Source organism: Flavobacterium sp., assembly GCF_039916025.1.
In the GTDB taxonomy this organism is placed as follows: Bacteria; Bacteroidota; Bacteroidia; order Flavobacteriales; family Flavobacteriaceae; genus Flavobacterium.
Genome location: NZ_JBDSMB010000112.1, coordinates 1 through 18814 on the forward strand (window position 1 = coordinate 1; position 18814 = coordinate 18814).

At 34.8% G+C, this 18814-nt stretch carries 20 protein-coding genes and 1 pseudogene; 4 read left to right on the plus strand and 17 right to left on the minus strand.

What is annotated here, in order from left to right:
• The first annotated feature begins 65 nt into the window (after nt 1-65).
• The 3 genes from ABIQ27_RS07805 to ABIQ27_RS07815 all read left to right on the plus strand — a co-directional run bounded on the left by ABIQ27_RS07805 (nt 66) and on the right by ABIQ27_RS07815 (nt 2871).
• Complete coding sequence (locus ABIQ27_RS07805; RefSeq protein ID WP_348033284.1) at nt 66-890, plus strand: rhomboid family intramembrane serine protease; 825 nt, start codon at nt 66-68, stop codon at nt 888-890.
• Nucleotides 891-893: 3 nt separating this feature from the next.
• Entirely contained in the window at nt 894-1757 is an 864-nt protein-coding gene (locus ABIQ27_RS07810) for a rhomboid family intramembrane serine protease (RefSeq protein WP_348033286.1), read from the plus strand.
• A 64-nt stretch (nt 1758-1821) separates the two neighbouring features.
• Complete coding sequence (locus tag ABIQ27_RS07815) at nt 1822-2871, plus strand: endonuclease/exonuclease/phosphatase family protein (protein WP_348033288.1); 1050 nt, start codon at nt 1822-1824, stop codon at nt 2869-2871.
• Here the strand turns inward: ABIQ27_RS07815 and ABIQ27_RS07820 are convergent, their stop codons facing one another.
• The 17 genes from ABIQ27_RS07820 to ABIQ27_RS07900 all read right to left on the minus strand — a co-directional run bounded on the left by ABIQ27_RS07820 (nt 2872) and on the right by ABIQ27_RS07900 (nt 18588).
• On the minus strand, nt 2872-3483 hold the full coding sequence (locus ABIQ27_RS07820) for a WbqC family protein (protein ID WP_348033290.1): 612 nt from the start codon (nt 3481-3483) through the stop codon (nt 2872-2874).
• A 20-nt stretch (nt 3484-3503) separates the two neighbouring features.
• Nucleotides 3504-3881 (minus strand): four helix bundle protein, encoded by a 378-nt coding sequence (locus ABIQ27_RS07825; RefSeq protein WP_348033292.1) that lies wholly within the window; start codon nt 3879-3881, stop codon nt 3504-3506.
• A gap of 77 nt (nt 3882-3958) precedes the next feature.
• Entirely contained in the window at nt 3959-5695 is a 1737-nt protein-coding gene (gene lepB, locus ABIQ27_RS07830; RefSeq protein WP_348033294.1) for a signal peptidase I, read from the minus strand.
• Between the two features lie 110 nt (nt 5696-5805).
• Nucleotides 5806-6513, minus strand: a complete 708-nt coding sequence (dapB, locus tag ABIQ27_RS07835; protein ID WP_348033296.1) for a 4-hydroxy-tetrahydrodipicolinate reductase — start codon at nt 6511-6513, stop codon at nt 5806-5808.
• Nucleotides 6514-7071 carry a DUF5683 domain-containing protein gene (locus ABIQ27_RS07840; protein ID WP_348033298.1) on the minus strand — a complete coding sequence of 186 codons (558 nt, stop codon included), beginning with the start codon at nt 7069-7071 and terminating at the stop codon, nt 6514-6516.
• Complete coding sequence (locus tag ABIQ27_RS07845) at nt 7071-7970, minus strand: ParB/RepB/Spo0J family partition protein (RefSeq protein ID WP_348033300.1); 900 nt, start codon at nt 7968-7970, stop codon at nt 7071-7073. Before ABIQ27_RS07845 ends, ABIQ27_RS07840 begins: the two co-directional genes overlap by 1 nt.
• A 3-nt stretch (nt 7971-7973) precedes the next feature.
• Nucleotides 7974-8741 carry an AAA family ATPase gene (locus ABIQ27_RS07850; RefSeq protein ID WP_348033302.1) on the minus strand — a complete coding sequence of 256 codons (768 nt, stop codon included), beginning with the start codon at nt 8739-8741 and terminating at the stop codon, nt 7974-7976.
• Between the two features lie 172 nt (nt 8742-8913).
• Nucleotides 8914-9795, minus strand: coding sequence for an SDR family oxidoreductase (locus ABIQ27_RS07855; protein ID WP_348033304.1), 882 nt, complete (start codon nt 9793-9795; stop codon nt 8914-8916).
• Nucleotides 9796-9906: 111 nt separating this feature from the next.
• On the minus strand, nt 9907-10836 hold the full coding sequence (locus ABIQ27_RS07860) for a T9SS type A sorting domain-containing protein (RefSeq protein ID WP_348033306.1): 930 nt from the start codon (nt 10834-10836) through the stop codon (nt 9907-9909).
• Between the two features lie 189 nt (nt 10837-11025).
• The gene (locus ABIQ27_RS07865; RefSeq protein ID WP_348033308.1) at nt 11026-12822 is read right to left on the minus strand and encodes a T9SS type A sorting domain-containing protein; all 1797 of its coding nucleotides are present in this window, start codon (nt 12820-12822) and stop codon (nt 11026-11028) included.
• Nucleotides 12823-12935: 113 nt separating this feature from the next.
• Nucleotides 12936-14546 carry a hypothetical protein gene (locus ABIQ27_RS07870; RefSeq protein ID WP_348033310.1) on the minus strand — a complete coding sequence of 537 codons (1611 nt, stop codon included), beginning with the start codon at nt 14544-14546 and terminating at the stop codon, nt 12936-12938.
• Nucleotides 14547-14616: 70 nt separating this feature from the next.
• A complete protein-coding gene (locus ABIQ27_RS07875; protein WP_348033312.1) occupies nt 14617-15744 on the minus strand; it encodes a methionine aminotransferase in 1128 nt (375 codons plus the stop codon).
• A gap of 78 nt (nt 15745-15822) precedes the next feature.
• Nucleotides 15823-16329 carry a nuclear transport factor 2 family protein gene (locus tag ABIQ27_RS07880; RefSeq protein ID WP_348033314.1) on the minus strand — a complete coding sequence of 169 codons (507 nt, stop codon included), beginning with the start codon at nt 16327-16329 and terminating at the stop codon, nt 15823-15825.
• A 64-nt stretch (nt 16330-16393) separates the two neighbouring features.
• Entirely contained in the window at nt 16394-16903 is a 510-nt protein-coding gene (locus tag ABIQ27_RS07885; protein WP_348033316.1) for a nuclear transport factor 2 family protein, read from the minus strand.
• Between the two features lie 126 nt (nt 16904-17029).
• On the minus strand, nt 17030-17488 hold the full coding sequence (locus ABIQ27_RS07890; RefSeq protein ID WP_348033318.1) for an SRPBCC family protein: 459 nt from the start codon (nt 17486-17488) through the stop codon (nt 17030-17032).
• Nucleotides 17489-17490: 2 nt separating this feature from the next.
• A complete protein-coding gene (locus ABIQ27_RS07895) occupies nt 17491-17898 on the minus strand; it encodes a DUF1801 domain-containing protein (protein ID WP_348033320.1) in 408 nt (135 codons plus the stop codon).
• A 108-nt stretch (nt 17899-18006) separates the two neighbouring features.
• Nucleotides 18007-18588 (minus strand): hypothetical protein, encoded by a 582-nt coding sequence (locus ABIQ27_RS07900; protein WP_348033322.1) that lies wholly within the window; start codon nt 18586-18588, stop codon nt 18007-18009.
• 154 nt (nt 18589-18742) lie between these two features.
• On the opposite strand from ABIQ27_RS07900, the pseudogene ABIQ27_RS07905 reads away from it, so the two are divergent.
• Nucleotides 18743-18814: pseudogene (locus ABIQ27_RS07905) on the plus strand (bifunctional pyr operon transcriptional regulator/uracil phosphoribosyltransferase PyrR); the annotation flags it as partial.

Below are 18814 nucleotides of genomic sequence, written 5' to 3' on the forward strand. Positions count from 1 at the left end.
TCACCATTTCAAAAACCAACATTCATCACGATGAGTGTAGAAGATTTAGATAAAAAATTCAGCTTATGATGCAAATGACAAATACTGTTAAGCAGTTACTGATTATCAATATTATATTTTTTATAGGTTCACAATTTGTAACCAATGCCTATCCTTTACTTTCTTTATACTATCCTGAGAGTAATAATTTTAGAGTTTGGCAGCCAATTACCCATATGTTTATGCATGCTCCAATGCCCAATTTGATGCATATCGTTTTTAATATGTTTGCCTTGGTTTCTTTTGGAAGTGCATTGGAACATTTTTGGGGACCAAAGAAATTTATTTTCTTTTACATTTCCTGCGGATTAGGTGCAGCTTTATTGCATACAGGCTTTAATTATTTTCAAATACAACAAGAATTACATAATGCTGAATATTTAAATTTATCGAGAGATACTATTAATCAAATTTTAAGTGTTAATTTTAGTGATGGTGATTATTTTAGAAAAGATTTATTTTTAGAAAATATTAAACCAATTTTTGATAAATTAGGAAAGTCAAATGAATTAAATGTTTCATCTTTTGATGCGTTATTTCAAGCTGCTATGAATTTTCAAACACCTTCTCTTGGAGCTTCCGGAGCTATTTATGGATTGTTAACTGCCTTTGCTTTTATGTTTCCAATGGCTGAATTGGGAATTATGTTTATTCCGATTCCGATTAAAGCCAAATATTTCGTACCGGGATTAATTGCGGTCGATTTGTTTTTGGGCTTTAGGGGGAATTCTCTTTTTGGCGCCGGTGGAACAGGGATTGCCCATTTTGCCCACGTTGGAGGCGCCTTAACAGGTTTTATAATGATGTGGTACTGGAAACGAAATCAGTTTAATAAAAATCGTTGGAATTAAACAATGAGCACTATTCTTGACGACATAAAAATGCAGTACAGAACAGGCGGCATTGCCAATAAAATGATTTATTGGAATGTTGGCATCTTTTTACTATCTCTTGTTTTCTATCAATTCAAGCTTGGTTATTTTGATTATCCAAACTGGCTGGCACTTTCATCAAATCCCATAACTGTTTTAACAAATCCATGGACATTATTAACCTACGCGTTTTTGCATGGTGGACCAATGCATTTGTTTTTCAATATGATGGTGCTGCATTTTTCAAGTAGATTATTCCTGACTTTCTTTACACAAAAACAATATTTTGGATTATATATCTTAAGCGCTATTTTCTCAGGATTGGTCTTTGTGATTTCTTTTTATGTATTGGGAAAAACTTCCGTTTTAATAGGAGCTTCTGCCGCAATTATGGCCCTTTTAGTTGCGACAACAACATATCAGCCTTTGATGGAAATTAGATTATTGCTCATTGGATATGTAAAACTTTGGCATATTACAGGAGTGATTTTACTACTTTTTTTACTTCAGATAGGATTAGATAATACAGGTGGACATATCGCTCATTTCAGCGGAGCTTTTTTTGGCTATATTTACATCAAGCTATTACAAAACGGAACCGATTTGAGTAAGCCTGTAAATGCAATAATTGATTTTTTTACCAATTTATTCAGCCCCAAAAAGGCTACACCTTTCAAAAGAGTGCATGTAAATCCCAAAAAGCCTGCGGTTAAAAGAGAGAGTAAAATTGTTATCAAAGATAAAACGCAACAACAGCTGGACGAAATTTTGGATAAAATCAGTCAGTCAGGTTATGATAGCCTAACAGCAGAAGAGAAAGAGTTTCTGTTTAAAGCAGGGAAATAGTTCCCGTCTTCACGGGAATGACAAGTAGGTTAATTGGAATTGGAATTTTTAAATTTGAATTTTTTTGAAAAAACTATCGTGGTTTAATAAAATAGTATTTGGCTTCAATATAGTGGTTACTGTATTGACGTTCGTTGCGTATATTTTACCATTTCTGGCACCTAAAATGTTTCCATTGCTTTCGGTGTTAACCCTTATTTTGCCGTTGTTTCTTATTTTAAACGCATGCTTTTTTACGTATTGGCTGTTGCAGTTAAAAAGACAAGTCATTCTTTCCGGATTGGTATTATTACTCGGAATCACTTTCATCAATAAATTTTATAATTTTTCTTCCAATGATATTGAGAAAGAGGAAAAAGATTTCACGGTGATGAGCTATAATGTCCGTTTGTTTAATTTGTTTGATTGGATTAATAGCGATGATGTCGGTAACACTATTTTGAGCTTTATCAATGAACAAAATCCTGATGTTTTGTGCATTCAGGAATATTCTGAAAATGCTAAAGTCGACCTGAGAGTTTATAAATACAAAGCCATTTTTATGGAAGGCAAGCAAATCAAAACCGGCCAGGCTATTTTCTCTAAGTTTCCAATATTTAATCAGGGCGATTTCAAAATTCCGACTGCGGGAAATAATATCATTTATGCCGATATAAAAAGGGGAAAAGATACTATCCGCGTTTATAATATTCATTTACAATCCATCAAGATTTCTCCGGATGTGAATGAGATTTCAGAGCATGTTGATTCGATAAATCAGAACAAATCGCAACAGCTTTTTAACCGAATTCGGGATGCTTTTAAAAAGCAGGAACAGCAAGCCGAAATTTTAGTAAAGCATAAAAGCGAGTGTAAATATCCTGTGATTATTTGTGGCGACATGAATAACAGTCCGTTTTCGTACGTGTATCGCAACATTAAATCCGATTTGAATGATTGCTTTGAAGAAGCCGGAAACGGTTTTGGGCAAACCTACAAATTCAAATATTACCCAGCGCGAATTGACTATATTTTTGCGAGTAAAAAAATGAAAGTCAAAAGTTTTGCTACGTTTACTAAATTTCAAAACTCGGATCACTTTCCTGTGATGGCGCGGCTTTCGTTTATTGAGTAACTAAACTTCCTGCTTCCTCAAATAATCCAAAGCATATCTTCCTTCATTGAATAGCAAATCCAAAATGGAAAGGTTGTTTAAATAACCATGTTTCTCTCCAAAAACCTGTGTGTAAGGCTGAAAAGCTGCAGTATCTTTTTTACCATTGATTAGATTTCTGAAATCGGCTTTGTCATTCACTTCATGGAAATATTCAGCAGTTTCGGTGTAATCAAATTCCCATCGGAGGCATTTGGAAACTATCGACATCGTTTCCAGATTCAAATCCATTAAAAAAGTATGTTTCTTTTGAAAAATAGGCAGTATGTCATCTTCAAAATATTCAAAGAAAGGCGAAGTCCTATAAGCAGCTTCCAGTGATTTGAAGTGTTGTTTTTGCCAATCGAAAGCAGTTTCCAACCTGACATCTTTGGTTCGCTGATGCGCTTCTTTGGTGTGTTTGACAGGGACATTCAACAACTGAATCCCGTTTGGACTATAGATGTACATTCGGTTTCTGTTGGTTTGCTTCTGAAAATTATCTTCCATTTCAAACGTCACAACATCAGCTTTGGCAATCGCCACAAAATGACTGATAGAAGGGAAGTAGCTTGGATGGATTATAACGTTCATTTGTGGATTCGGTTATTTGGTTATTTGGTTTCTTCTGATTTGTCGATTTGGTAATTTCGAAGTGCATTTAGTTTGTTGGTAACACTTTCTAATTGCGCTCTTAATTGTAAATAATCAACTTCTGAAACAAAATCTAACTCAAATGAAATTATTAACTGGTTAAGAACTTCTACAGCTGAACCAAAAGCCATTGTAGTAAAATGTGCTTTGTCTTTAAAACTTTTTCTTGCTGAACCTTCAGCAATATTTGAAGCAATTGATATAGAAGCCCTTCTTAATTGGGATATTAATCCAAATTTTTCTGTATCAGGGAATTTTGAAGTTATTGCATAAATATCTTTTGAAAACTCTTTTGCTTCAATCCAAACATCTAATTTTTCAAAAGAGAAAATATACATAGCTTCGCTTGTTTATTTGGTTATTCGTGGATTTGGTTATTTGAAAAATCGAATAACCGAATTACCATATCAACAAATTACCCTTTACTGGCTTTTCTTTTTTTCCAAAAATAATCACCAACAAAATACAAGGCTAACAACCCAATGAAATATTTGAAATACGACTGAGGTTGTCCATCGCCACCAACAGTTGTGAATAATCTTTCCCAACGGATTTTGTTCATGCCTTTTCCGTTGCTATCCCAACTCATCCAAATGAAAACTGGTTTTCCAACGATATGGTCTTCCGGTGTGTAACCAAAATAACGGGCATCTAACGAATTATTTCTGTTATCTCCCATCATCCAGTAATAATTCTGTTTGAAAGTATAGGTAGTTGCTTTTTTATCATTGATTAGAATATCATTACCGACAACTTTCAATTTATTGCCTTCATATTCAGTGATGATGATTTTGTAAAAAGGCAATGATTTTAAATCCAGTTTAACTGTAGCGCCAGCTTTTGGAATATAAATAGGTCCAAAATTATCACTATTCCAGTTATTTAATGTAGTTGGCTTCCCGTCCAGAGGATCTGGGTATATTCCGTCTTCAACTCCAGTTTTAATAAATCTTTTTACAGATGCGACATTTGGATCATTCTTTAATAAATCAGCTTTTTGAACTGTTAGATTTGCCTGATAATAAGGAATACTTAAATTCAATTTTTTAAAGATATCAGAAGTAATAGCTGGCGCATTAAAATAAGCACCTGTAGAATCTATAGCTATTTCAGTAACTCTGACATTTTGATCATTTAAAAATTGCTTAACAACGTTATTATCCCATAATTTACGCTCCATTTTAAAGACATAAGTATATTCTTTTACTTCATTCTGTTGTAAAAATGTTTCGTCAATACCATCTTTAAGCGCAACATTAAAGCAAAACTGAGGTCTGGCTCTTTCTGGTAGTATCAATAATTTTCCATTGATAAAGACATTGCCATTTTTGATTTGTAAACTATCACCAGCAATTCCAACACAACGTTTTACATAGTTTGTTTTTTTGTCAATAGGTTTGCTATATCTTCTGTCGGCTGGTTTGTACATATGAAATAATGTATCTCTTGGCCAGTTGAATACAACGATATCAGTGTTTTTAATTTTTTCAAAACCAGGAAACCTAAAATAAGGAAGCTGTAATTTATTCTTCCATGAGTCTGGATTATTGTCATCATATAAATATGATTTTACATGAATTAAAGGCAAAGTATCGTGAACCATTGGCGCAGCGACTGTTGTCATTGGTGTTCTTGCACCATAATGAAATTTACTCACGAAAAGGAAATCACCAATCAGTAGTGATTTTTCCAAAGAAGAAGATGGAATTGTATATGGCTGCATCACGTAAGTATGTACCAAAGTTGCCACAACTATTGCAAAAAGCAACGAGCTAACGGTATCGCCTGTTTTCGTTCGGGCTACCAAACTTCTCTCAGAAATGTATTTTACATCTTGTGTGTAGTTGATATAATAAATATAAAGTCCAAAAGTAAAGATTCCTAAAAGTGTATCAAGTGTTGAGTTTTTACCAAAACTTCTGAGGGTTTCAACCCAAACTACCGGAAACATTATCAAGTTGATAACCGGAATGAATAGGAGCAATGTCCACCAGGTTGGTCTGTTGATGATTTTCATCAAAACGATGGAATTATATACTGGGATAAAAGCTTCCCAAGATTTTCTCCCTGCTTTTTCGTATAATTTCCAGGTTCCTAAACCATGAACGATTTGAACAAGTAGAATGAATATAAACCATTGATATAATGACATGATGCTGAGTTTAGAAGTTTAAAAAAAGTTTAAGCGTTTAAAAGTTTATTAGTTAACTTATTTTGAGATTTGTTACAACTTGGTATTTGTTCTTTGGAATTTGTCTTTTGTTATTTGGAATTTAAATCAAGTACGTCTTTCATCGAGAAAATGCCTTTCTTGCCAATAATCCATTCGGCAGCAACAACGGCGCCAAGTGCAAAGCCTTCACGATTGTGTGCTACATGTTTTATTTCGATAAAATCTACATCAGAATTGTAAAAAATACTATGTGTTCCCGGGACATCTTCAATTCGTTTTACATCGATAAAAACATCATCTTCTTTTGGGTTCTCAATAGCCCAATTGTTTTTATCTGTACGATTGATAACAGCGTTAGCCAATGAAATGGCTGTTCCGCTAGGTTTGTCCAGTTTTTGTGTATGATGAATTTCTTCCATTGAAACTTTATAATCTTTGAATTTAGCCATCATCTTTGCCAGATAATCATTCAGTTCAAAGAATAAATTTACGCCTAAACTGAAATTTGAACCATAAAGAAAGGCAGCATTTTTTTCGTTACAAAGTTTTTCTATCTGATGATAATTTTCAAGCCAGCCTGTTGTTCCCGAAATCACCGGTATTCCAAGATTGATAGCAGCAGATATGTTTTCAACGGCAATATCAGGTGCGCTAAAATCGATAGCAACATCGGCAGTTGAAAGTCCGTCAAAAGTATTGTGTTCGTCTTTTTTCAACACAATTTCATGACCTCTTTCTAAAGCAATTCTTTCGATTACTTTACCCATTCTGCCATATCCCAATAATGCTATTTTCATTTAGAATTTGTAATTTAAACTTAAGCCTAAGTTGGGTTTGTAGTTGATTTCATTTTGATAAATTTCTGGTTGGAATGTCAATTTATCATTCACGTTAAACTGCGCTAAATGTGCATCAACATTGGCTTCAACTATATTCAAAATATAAAACCCAACAGAAATCAATAATGATAAATCCCTGTTTCGCTGGTAAAAACGTTGTGCAGCAATTAACCTGGAATTGTCAAGATATTGGTATTGGTCATCATTAAATCCGGCTAATCTTCTTTTGTAAGCGTCACGATAATTGTGATATTTTTTGTTGTTGTCAACATAAAAATACATGCTGGTTCCAATGGCGCCATACACAATTGGGACTTTCCAGTATTTTTTGTTGTAAGCCTGGCCTAAACCCGGAAGAAGTGCAGAATAAAAAGCCGCTTTTGTTGGTCTGAGCGGATCTATCTCTTGTAATTTTACAGTGTCTTTTGCTATTAAAGCTTCCCCAATTTGTTGAGCAAAAATAGAGTGATTCCCAAATAGAAAAAAGAATATAGCTATGTAGAAAAACTTATTCACTAACCTTTTATTAGTTTGATAATGCGGTTGAAATCTTCTTCAGAGTGAAATGGAATTGTAATTTTCCCTTTCCCGTTTCCGGCAATTTTTACATCTATTTTGGAACCAAAGAAATTTACGAATGCTTTTTTCTGTTCATCTGCTACAGCAAATGTTGCCGTTTTTTTGGCTTTTGCCAGAGCAGGTTTAATGCTGTCCTGATAATTTTTCACTAAAGCTTCCGTTTCACGAACTGAAAGATTCTGGCTTACTATTTTTTGATAAATATCAGTCTGAACATCCTGATCTTCGATATTGATAATCGCACGACCGTGGCCCATGCTAATAAATCCATCGCGAATTCCGGTTTGAATGATTGGGTCTAACTTTAACAAACGTAAATAGTTAGCGATTGTAGAACGTTTTTTTCCAACGCGCTCGCTCATTTGCTCCTGTGTCAATTGAATCTCGTCGATTAATCTTTGATAGGAAAGCGCAATCTCAATTGGATCTAAATCGTGACGTTGAATATTTTCAACCAAAGCCATTAACAAAGATTCATTGTCATTGGCAATTCTGATGTAAGCCGGAACTGTTTTCAAACCTACTAATTTGCAGGCACGTAAACGACGTTCACCAGAAATCAATTGGTATTTATTAAAATCTAATTTCCGAACGGTAATCGGTTGGATTAAACCCAATTCTTTGATAGAAGCCGCTAATTCCTGAAGTGAATCTTCATTGAAATTACTTCTTGGTTGAAATGGATTAATGGCAATCGCCTCAATATCTAATTCGATGATATTGCCAACAAGTTTGTCTGCATTTTTATCACCAATCGATTTAATATCATTCTCAGGATCTTTCAGCAAGGCTGATAAACCTCTTCCTAATGCTTGTTTTTTTATAGCTTTTGCCATGGCTTAATTGCTGTTTTTCTTGATAATTTCCTGTGCTAAACTTAAGTAATTTGTAGCACCTCTGCTTGTTGCATCAAAGTTAATAATACTTTCACCAAAACTTGGTGCTTCGCTTAATTTCACATTTCGCTGGATGATAGTTTTGAAAACCATATCACTAAAATGTTTTTGTACTTCTTCAACCACTTGATTTGACAATCGCAAACGCGAGTCAAACATGGTTAATAAAAGTCCTTCGATATCCAAATTGGCGTTATGTATTTTTTGAACACTTTTAATAGTGTTTAATAGTTTTCCTAAACCTTCAAGCGCAAAATATTCACATTGAATTGGGATAACTACACTATCGGCAGCGGTTAGCGCATTTAGTGTTAACAAACCTAAAGATGGCGCACAATCAATTAAGATATAATCATAATCATCTTTAACGCTTTCTAAAGCCTGCTTAAGCATGTACTCGCGGTTTTCTTTGTCAACTAATTCAATTTCAATGGCAACCAAATCAATATGTGAAGGAATTACCCAAACATTCGGAGCGCTGCATGGAATTATAGCTTCTGAAGGTGTATTGCTGTGTTCCAGAATTTGATAAGTACCAATTGCAATATTTTCCACATCAATACCCAAACCGGAACTGGCGTTGGCTTGTGGATCAGCATCTATTAATAACACTTTTTTTTCTAGAACTCCCAGTGATGCTGCAAGGTTTACAGAAGTTGTTGTTTTTCCAACACCACCTTTTTGATTGGCAATAGCAATGATTTTACCCATTTAATTTTTAAAAATTTAGAGCCGTAAAAATACAATTATTTATGGCTTTGCCAACGTAATTTTGTTAACATTCTTGTAAAGTTTTGAAGAGCTAGTTAACAGTCTCAGTCGCAGTTTTCAGTAAAATAAAAATAAATCAAAACTGCCTACTGCTACTGCAAACTGAACACTTTTATTTACTGCCTTTATTCTTAATCATCATCTCGAGCATATCCCACATTTCCTGTGGAATTTTTTCTAAGATGTTGAATTGTCCTGCACCCTGTAACCATTCGCCACCATCGATTACAATAACTTCACCATTGATATAAGCAGAGAAATCAGAAACTAAATACGCTGCTAAATTGGCTAATTCCTGATGGTCACCAACACGTTTCAGCGGCACTTTCTTAGCCATGTCAAATTTTTCGGCTAAGTCACCTGGCAATAATCTGTCCCAGGCGCCTTTTGTTGGAAATGGTCCGGGAGCAATTGCGTTCATTCGGATTCCGTATTTTGCCCATTCTACAGCCAAACTTCTGGTCATTGCCAAAACTCCGGCTTTTGCAGTTGCACTTGGCACCACATAACCTGAACCTGTCCAAGCGTAAGTTGTTACGATATTTAGGACATTGCAATTGGTTTGTTTTTCGGCAATCCAATGTTTTCCAAAAGCAAGTGTGCAGTTTTTGGAACCTTTTAAAACGATATCGATTATGGTATCAAAAGCATTCGCAGAAAGTCTTTCGGTTGGAGAGATGAAGTTTCCGGCAGCATTATTAAGCAACACATCTACTTTGCCAAATGTTTTCAATACTTCGGCAAGCATGGCTTCAACCTGATCATAATGGCGAACATCACATTGAATAGGCAGGCATTTTCCGCCTGTTTCTTTTTCTAATTCGGATGCGGTAGTTTTTAGTTTTTCCAAATCACGGGATGAAATGGCAACTTTGGCGCCTAATTCCAGGAAATATTTGGTCATGGCTTTGCCTAATCCACTTCCGCCACCAGTAACTACTATTACTTTATCTGATAAAGCATTATCGCGAAGCATTTTTGCTGAAAAATTCATAAGGTTTAATTTTTGTAAATATATAAAGAAACCTTTGAAAAAAAATATGCCAAATTGTAGTTTTCACTAGCAATTCGGCATAAGCAGATAACCTATAAACAAAACAAATTTTTATTTCTTGATGAACTTTTTAGTACTGTTTTTTGATTCATCCTGAATATTTAAGAAGTACATTCCAGAGCTTAGGTCGCTAACATCCATAGTATAAACATAAGTTGAATCCTGATTCACCTTATTTTGCTTTACAATTTTACCTTCGGAATTAATTATTTTATACAAAACAGACTCAGAGAATCCATTTGGAACAATATTTATTTCATTGTCAACAAGCGTAGGATATACTTTTGCGCCTTGTTCCGGATTTTCAGAAACAATCAAGGTGCTAAAATTTACAATAACATTGTCGACAACCAAGCGTGAACCAAATGTTGGTGTAGAACCTTCTTTAGCCATACTGAATGAAATGTACATAAATGCAGGTGTTCCAGCATTAGTCACTGTTATCGGAGTATACACATATTCGTAAACACTATGAGTTCCACTGATATCGAGGGAAGCTCTGCCAATTTCGTTCCCATCTGCATCATTGACTACTAAAGTCGCTTCAGCAATATCATTGCCAACAGGTAAAAACTTATAATCAAATCCAAGCAAGATTACAGAAGCATTAGGTTCAACCGGTACTCCGGGATTCCATCCTGGTCCATCTTGTTCAGGGTCACTAAAGATAGTTGCGATTCCGGGAATGACAACATCTTCAGTAGCATTATAAGCATTGGAAACTTCCATGGCATATTGACCATCTTTGGCTTCGGTTGATGCATAAACCATTGATGGAAAACACCAAGTATATTGAATTTGGTCGCCTACCTGCTCGCCAGTTTGAGTATCAATTACAATTTGTTGCAAAAAAGTCATTCCCCAATTACTTGGCAGGAAATTGGGTTTGACATTTTCAAAGTTGCCATTGACAACCTGTGCCTGAGAGCAAAAAGGAGCGACTAATAAAATTAGCGTTACAATAAAATAATTCTTCTTCATAGCAGTTTTTTTTTTGGTTAATTGAAAAATAAATTTACTCACGAGAGTTTATTTTTTTGTGTTCGTGAATCTTCGGTTTCATAGCAATTTTTCAAAAACAAAGTTATTTTTAAATTATAAGGCAGACTAAAAAAACAGGTTGACAATAGGTGTACAATGCTGAAAATGTTTATGAATCAAAGGTTTGCGTTATTCTAAAATTAGTTTTTGGTGCAAGGATTTGTTACCACTGTTTAATTGGATAATATAAATTCCTTTGCTAAAAGCGCTAAAATTGAATGTTGCTGCCTCAGTTTCAATTTTGTCAGTTACTAAAAGTTTACCAGAAATGTCATAAACAGTCATAGTATATGATTCTGTAAATGCAGTAGTAGCAATTGTCACCAAACCTTTAGATGGATTTGGATAAATAATAAAACTCTTTTCTTTCAAAGAATTTGTACCGAGTAAACAACTTTCTATTGGGTTGTCATATTTGGCTATAAAAACACCGGCAATATTCGGATTTACTGAATTTGAACTTAAAAGTGTAGAGCCTGTAGACGAAGGGTCAAAATCAAGTTGCTGTCTGAACGTGCCTGTAAAGATTATATCATTATTATTGTCTAAAGCAATTGGCAAATACCCATTAAATTCAACAAAGGTAACACTACCAAGACCACCAACATTCATTGACCATTGATGTTCTCCAGTTGGTGAATAGGCAGCTACGAAAGCGCTAACAAGATTAGTCGGAGCGCTGAGAATATTGTCATCAGTTGAAGGATTAAAGTCGCAATTTCCCTGGAATTCTCCTGAAACATAAATGTTATTACAGCTATCGGTTATTACATTGGCACAAAACGAAGACGGAAAAATAGTTGTCTGTGTTCCGCTTGGTGTCCCAAAAAGATTCGACCAAAGCAAGGTTCCGTCATTATTGTATTTGGCTAAAAAAGAAGTATAAAATCCTGCTGTATTTAATGAAGTTGTTGATGGTAAAAATGTTGTAATTCCGTTAAACGCACCGGAAAGAATAATGTTATTTAGAGAATCTTTTTTGACAAAAACGAGGAAAAAGTCGGTTGTGCTATTACCTCTTAGATGTCTGTTCCAAAGCAATTCTCCGTTACTGTTATATTTGGCTAAAAAAGCAGAGCTTATAGCTCCACTCGAAACCGATTGTGAGGTGATAAGAGTAGAAGCTGCAGGATTTGGATCTAAATCAACAGTTCCCAGAAAGATACCACTCAGGAAAATATTGCTGGCAATATCAACTTCAAGCCCGGTGATGATGACTCCACCATTACATCTGAATTGCTTCACCCATTCAAAATTACCATCTTCTGAAAGTGATAATAAAAAGCCATCACTATTTATTGCTGTAAGCGATGTTGTTCCTGCAACCGATGGGTCAAAATCTAATGTCTGGGAAAACACACCTGAAATTAATATTGAATTCCCTTTTTTTCTAACAGCAAAAGTCGTTACTGCATTATCGGTGGTATCATCAAAATATTTTGTCCAGATTTCATTGCCATTGCTGTCCCATTTTGAAACAAACTGACCACGTGTATTGGTAAATCCGGTTAGGAATAGATTATTATTGTTATCAAGAATCATTGCGGAAGCCCGTTCTTCGTTCATGCCAGTAAACGTTGGTTCCAATAAGTCTTTTGCCCAGATAAGTTCGCCATTCGAGTTGTATTTAGCGATATAAACATCCGATTCACCATCGCCATCGTTTGGAATTCCACCCTGATAAACTAATGGAAAACTTGTTACTGAACTTGTATCAAAATCAACTGTTCCGTGGAATAAGCCTGTCACATAAAAATTTCCATCGGCATCAGTGACTGTAGCTCTCGACCAAACACCCTGGTCGTGTTCCGATTCGAGGATTTTTACAAACTGCAGTGTTGGTGTTTGCGAATAATTCTTTTGAGAAAGAAGTGAAATTGTAAGCAGTAGTAATAAGCTGCTTCCGCGAAGTAAAAAATGTTTCATAGCTTTTATTTTTTGGTTTATCCAAATGTATAAAGCATGAATTTCACTTTTAGTTTTTTGAGGTTTACATTAAGTGTACAAGCCTGTAATTATTCGATTTTACAGCGTTTAAGTTAAACAGAAAGAATAAAATCAGTAAGGTTTTCTTCTGTGTTTAATTGTAGTTTTTTGCGCAAGCGATGACGGGCAGTTTTAACACTGTCGGGAGAAATGTTTAAGATAGAGGCCATTTCTTTAATGGACAGATTCAATTTGATAAGCGCACATATTTTTAAATCGTTTGAGCTTATCTCAGGATACTTTTGTTTTAGTCTGGTGTAGAAGTTTTTGTTGACGCTTTCAAAATAATTATCGAAATCTTTCCAGTTGTTGTCCTGGATGGTGTATTTAGAAACCAGCTTTTTGATTTCTTTTTCAGATGTGGGTTCTTTCTTGTTGAGTATCGTTTTTATTTCGTCCAGCAATTCGTTTTTCTCCAGCATCTGAATTGTGATAGCACTCAGCTGACTTTCTTTATATTCGATGTCGTTTTGGAATTGTTGCTCTTTCAATTGTTTTTGGTCTTCCATAAGATTGACCAATTCCTCTTTGGTTTTGAGTAGTTGTTTGTCTCGTTTGTTGATTCGTTTTAAAAAGAAATACAAAATAGTAAACACTACAATCAGTAAAGCCAAAAGCATTATCAAAAGATAGTTCGTTAATTTGGAAACTTCCTTTTCGGCTGATACCAATTGCAGCTTTCTGTTTTTCTCTGAAACATCAAATTGTACTTCCAGACTCTTTACAATCTGTTCTCTTTCAAAAGAGTAAAAGCTGTCTTTAATCGTGATGATTTCATTTTGTAATTGACTTACTTCTTTAAAGTTTTCTTCTTTCTTTTTTAGTTCAATTAAAGCTTCTATAGTTTTGATTTCAAATAATTTATCCGAAAGCGACGCTGCAATTATTCTGGCTTTATTAAAATAATTTTCTGCCTGAAGTAAGTTGCCTTCAAACTTGAGGTACCATTTTCCCATTGCAATCATTGACGTAATTTGAGCTTGTTTGTTTTCGGAAGTCTCGGCAAGAGTTAATGCTTTTTTGAAGTAATCAAGACTGATTTCTTTTTGATTTTTGGCTGAAGCAATTTCACCCATTTTACAATAAGAAGTTGGCAAATAAGCAATATTATTTTCCTTTTCAAATTCATTTAAAGCTAAGATATAATAGTTTTCAGCTGCTGCTTTTTCATTCTTCAGATCATGTAAATAGCCTAAGCTATTATAAGCCAATCCGAGTGTTCCTGACTTATCATTTTTATCTTTTAATTCGGTAACAACTTCACTGCTCAGACGCATGGCTTCGTCATATTTTTTTTGACGGGAATAAATAGTACTGATAAGTTGCAAACATTTGTAGCGGCCAATCAGGGCTTTTTCCGGATTTGTTTTCTCCAGAATTTTATATTCGTTAAGTGATTGTGTGACAAATTGCAATCCTTTTTCAAGGCTGGAGCCATACGAACAGATTCCTAAATAGAGTAAAGATTCAGCATTGTCGGCGGTGCTTTTATCCTTTTTGGCTTTTTCATGTGCCTGCCAGAAGTATCGAAAAGCTTCATTCTCGTTATCTTTCACCAATGCGGCCCAACCTTTTTGCATCAACGGATTCTCTAACGGCGAAGCATAACTGCCCGACGAAAAAAGTAAAATTATTAGAAGGAAAAGTATTCGGATGAAATTCATAATCCAAAATTAGATTTTTTTATTGGCAATCCTAAAATTAGAGGTGTACAATAAGTAGACAGCCATTTAATTATAATTTCATCAAACGTTCAGCGGCCTGGATAAGTGTTGCATCATCTTTGGCAAAACAAAACCGAATGCATTTAGTATCTTTTGAGTTGGCATAGAAAGGAGAAATGGGAATAGTTGCTACACCAAATTCGGTTACTAATCTTTTGGTGAATGTCAAATCATTTTCACTGGAAATGGCGGCATAAGAAACAGCCTGAAAGTAAGTGCCTTCACATGGGAGCAGTTCAAGTTTGGTATCTTTCAATAAATCGCGAAAGAAATCTCTTTTTTGTTGATAGAAATTACCCAAACTATACACATCAACAACATCTAAATATTCTGAAATTGCGGCTTGTGAAATACTATTGACACTAAAAACCAAAAACTGATGCGCTTTTTTGATTTCTTTCATTAAATGTTCGGGTGCTATTAAATAGCCAATTTTCCAACCGGTAATATGAAACGATTTCCCAAAAGAAGAAACTATAATGCTGCGGTTCCATAATTTTAGACGATGATGTATTGAAATATGGGGTTGTTCAAAAGTGATGTATTCATAAACTTCATCTGAAAGAACGATTAGGTTAGGGAAGGAGTCAGTCAATTTTTCCAATTGAAGAAAATCACTTTCTGTCCATGTTTTTCCTGTTGGATTATGCGGATTATTGATGATGATAAGTTTAGTTTTTTCATTTGCTGCAGCGTTTATTGTCTCCCAATTTGGTGTAAAATTATCGTTGAGAGGAACACGGATTGGTTTTGCGTTGCATAACAGGATTGGAGCTTCGTAGCAATCGTAACTCGGATCAAGGATAATAACTTGTTCATTGGCATTGACTAAAGCCTGAATCGCAGCAAATATTCCTTCGGTGGCTCCGGCAGTGATTAGGATTTCATCTTTTGGACTAACAGTTCTTTGATAAGATTGTTGTGTAAGTTTTGCAATCTTTTCTAAAAGCGGCGGGAATCCACTCATAGGCATATATTGGTGTACATTTTCGGCTGCTAATCGGGCTACAATATCAGTTAATCGTTTGTCAACCGGGAAATTTGGAAAACCCTGAGAAAGATTAATGGCGTTGTATTCTGTTGCCATTTGCGACATTATAGTAAAGATAGTGGTGCCAATATTAGGAAGTTTGGACATAAATTTATTTAGGAATTTAAAAGTACAAAAAAAGCACTTCCGTTTGGAAGTGCTTCTCAAAATTAAACTGTGGTAGAATCATTTTTTTTCTTCCTTTTTTGGCATATCAGATGCGCCCATATCACGAATGCAGATATATTTGCCATCTCTTTTTTCGAACAAAGCCATATAATTTCCAGTACTTTTTGTTGTACCCGTAGAATCAACAACTTTGTAACTGCCTAATTCTACTGCCTGATTTCCATCACTTGAAGGATAAACTTCGTTAGCAGTAAAAGAAATTTTTGCTCCTGCTTCCATGCCGTCTACTTCTTCTTTCACCGATTTGTAGATAGCATCTTTGCCTACTAAAGGCGGTTTGTTTTGCGAATAACTTGTAGCATCGTCTGCATAATAAGTAATTCCATCTGCTTTTCGGGCATTCATGGCATCGGCAAATCCGGATTCCAGAGTTTGTAATTCAGCTTTGATAGCTTCTTTGTCTACAGCAGGTGCTGCTGCTACTTCTTCTTTTTTAGGCTGACAGGCAATAACTAAAGTTGTAATTACACCTAATACAATTCCTTTCAAAATCTTGTTTTTCATAAATTGGTTGGTTAAAAATTAATAAATTTTAGGTTAAACCACAAGACTGAGGGCAGAAATGCTTTTATTTTGTATCTTTTTTTGGCATATCAGAAGCGCCCATATCTCTGACGCAAACATATTTGCCATCCTTTTTTTCAAAAAGGCTCATATAATTTCCTTTAAATTTTACTTCACCTTTAGCATCGACTACTTTGTAGCTTCCGATTTCTACCACTTGGTTACCGTCGCTGGAAGGGAATATTTCATTTACTGCGAAAGAAATCACATCTCCTTCAGGAAAAGTCGCTAAATCTTCTTTAATTGATGAGTCGATGGCAAACTTACCAACCAATGGTGGTTTGTTTTGTGAAAAACTGGTGGCATTAACATCATAATATTCTTCTGAAGCTACACTTCTGATATTATACATGTTTGCCATTACAGTTTCCATGGATTCGATCTCACCCTTGATTTTTTCTTTGTCAACTGCAGGTACAGGTTCGACTTTGGGTTCTTCTTTTTTAGGTTGACAGGCAACAGCGAATGCTATCATAACGCCCAACGCAATACTTTTAAGTAATTTGTGTTTCATAAATTGATTTGTTTAAACTATTAGTACTATAGGCAACATCTCAAGATTTAGGATTATAAAGATAATGATATTTATTTTACTGTCAGATATTTATTGGAAAAATTAAAAAGCTTCCTAAATGAAAATTCAGGTCATTTTTGCCAGCTCTACTTCGAGTTTATCAAAGTTTTCTTCATTCTTATCGACTACAAATGGTTTTAGTTTGTTGCATTCTTCAACCGAGCTAAAAAGCATTTTAAAAACAATTTTTGTATTGTCGCCAGGCAATTCTTCAAAGGTTGCCAGGATTTGAAACAGTGGTTTGGAATATCGTTTCCAGGCAATGAGATTTGGTTTTTCAATTTTAATAAACTCAACTTCATTGGGATAATTCCCTTTCTCTGGGCCGTGCATAATAAAGCTCCATTTTCCGCCAACTCTGAAATCGAATTCGTTAAAAGTATTTGTAAAGCCTTTTGGTCCCCACCATTTTTTTAAATGATTTGGTTCTGACCAGGCTTTAAAAACTAATTCTGTTGGGAAGTTTATGATTCGTGAACTTACAATTTCACTATTGGGTGTAGTTGCAATTATTTCTGAGGACATAGTTACTTTTTTACAGCGGTATTAATTATTTCTTCCAAAACTTTCAGGTTAATATCTTCGAGCTTATTAATATAAAGACAACCAACTCCAGTTTTGTGTTTGCCCAATTTGCTTAAATTATCCGCCTGCGACTGCAAGTGCAAAGGGAATAGCGATAAATTTGCTTTTCGTGGTGAAAAACCCAGACGAAGCCAATCGACTTCTCTTCCTGAGGCCGGACTTTTATACCTGACATTTCCAAAACCAATCACTGAAGCGCCCCACATTTTTGGTTCTTCACCAGTTGCTTTTTGCATGATTTCCAAAATCACAAAACTGTCTTTGCGTTTTTGTTCATTTTCAATGCCATTTAAAAAATCGGTCACACTTGCGGTAGTTTCCTTTGTTTTAATTTCTGCTACTTTTCCCATAAGGTTGTAATTGATTTAACTAAAAGATAGCAAAAGTTTAATTTAGTAATTTCCGACTAAGAAAACTAAACAAACTATTATACCAAACCGCTGTTAGCCGTTCGGTTCTTAAACTTTTACATGTCCCCAGTTTTCACCGCTTTTTATTCTGCTGACTTGCATTTCACTTATTCCGAATTGTTTCGCCAACATTTTTGCTCTTGTCTTTCTATTTGGATCGCTCAAGATTTTTTTCAAATGCATTACTTTAGTCAAGGTTAGTTTTCTACCATCTGATTTAAGTTTGGTTTGCTGAACCTTGAATACACTATTTATAACGTTCGGATTTTTTTTTCTGTGTTCAAATTTTTCTTTCAATGTTACCCACCTTAAATTTTTGACATCATCATTGTCAAGGATATGATCTAAATGGATTACGTGTAACTGTTCATCTGATTGTTTTGGGATAAATAATTCAGCGACAAGTTTATATATTAAAAGCGATTTGTCAACTCTTTTTCCATTCTTTTTTATGACTTTGTATCTAATTGTTCTGAATCCGTTGGTTTTTCCACCATTCAATAAAGTTCCGGTTTCAATTGATTCTGTGAAACTTATGAGTCTGCCTTTGTTGGATAAGGCATATCGTTTCTGTAACGGATAGTCAATTTCGAGTTCACGAAATTCTTCGTTGGGATAAAATCTAATCATCTTTGTGGTATTTATGATAATCAAATATAATTATTATTTCTCATAAATTATCTATATCTGGCGCAAGCCTTACACTTTAATTAATCTATAAATTTCCTTAGCAGTTGACACACTCAATAAAAAATACTACTTTTACAACCCAAACAACACTATCATGAGTCAAAAAGTATTGCTCACTTCCAAAGAAGTCAATATCATACTCCATCGTTTGGCTTGTCAGTTAATC

Bases quoted from the DNA above. Each gene is read 5' to 3' on its own strand.
- ABIQ27_RS07855 (WP_348033304.1), bottom strand. From the start codon at position 9,795: ATGAATTTTTCAGCAAAAATGCTTCGCGATAATGCTTTATCAGATAAA.
- ABIQ27_RS07860 (WP_348033306.1), bottom strand. From the start codon at position 10,836: ATGAAGAAGAATTATTTTATTGTAACGCTAATTTTATTAGTCGCTCCT.
- ABIQ27_RS07850 (WP_348033302.1), bottom strand. From the start codon at position 8,741: ATGGGTAAAATCATTGCTATTGCCAATCAAAAAGGTGGTGTTGGAAAA.
- ABIQ27_RS07845 (WP_348033300.1), bottom strand. From the start codon at position 7,970: ATGGCAAAAGCTATAAAAAAACAAGCATTAGGAAGAGGTTTATCAGCC.
- ABIQ27_RS07875 (WP_348033312.1), bottom strand. From the start codon at position 15,744: ATGTCCAAACTTCCTAATATTGGCACCACTATCTTTACTATAATGTCG.
- dapB (WP_348033296.1), bottom strand. From the start codon at position 6,513: ATGAAAATAGCATTATTGGGATATGGCAGAATGGGTAAAGTAATCGAA.
- ABIQ27_RS07810 (WP_348033286.1), top strand. From the start codon at position 894: ATGAGCACTATTCTTGACGACATAAAAATGCAGTACAGAACAGGCGGC.
- ABIQ27_RS07820 (WP_348033290.1), bottom strand. From the start codon at position 3,483: ATGAACGTTATAATCCATCCAAGCTACTTCCCTTCTATCAGTCATTTT.
- ABIQ27_RS07825 (WP_348033292.1), bottom strand. From the start codon at position 3,881: ATGTATATTTTCTCTTTTGAAAAATTAGATGTTTGGATTGAAGCAAAA.
- ABIQ27_RS07805 (WP_348033284.1), top strand. From the start codon at position 66: ATGATGCAAATGACAAATACTGTTAAGCAGTTACTGATTATCAATATT.
- ABIQ27_RS07865 (WP_348033308.1), bottom strand. From the start codon at position 12,822: ATGAAACATTTTTTACTTCGCGGAAGCAGCTTATTACTACTGCTTACA.
- ABIQ27_RS07895 (WP_348033320.1), bottom strand. From the start codon at position 17,898: ATGGGAAAAGTAGCAGAAATTAAAACAAAGGAAACTACCGCAAGTGTG.
- lepB (WP_348033294.1), bottom strand. From the start codon at position 5,695: ATGTCATTATATCAATGGTTTATATTCATTCTACTTGTTCAAATCGTT.
- ABIQ27_RS07890 (WP_348033318.1), bottom strand. From the start codon at position 17,488: ATGTCCTCAGAAATAATTGCAACTACACCCAATAGTGAAATTGTAAGT.
- ABIQ27_RS07885 (WP_348033316.1), bottom strand. From the start codon at position 16,903: ATGAAACACAAATTACTTAAAAGTATTGCGTTGGGCGTTATGATAGCA.
- ABIQ27_RS07870 (WP_348033310.1), bottom strand. From the start codon at position 14,546: ATGAATTTCATCCGAATACTTTTCCTTCTAATAATTTTACTTTTTTCG.
- ABIQ27_RS07880 (WP_348033314.1), bottom strand. From the start codon at position 16,329: ATGAAAAACAAGATTTTGAAAGGAATTGTATTAGGTGTAATTACAACT.
- ABIQ27_RS07900 (WP_348033322.1), bottom strand. From the start codon at position 18,588: ATGATTAGATTTTATCCCAACGAAGAATTTCGTGAACTCGAAATTGAC.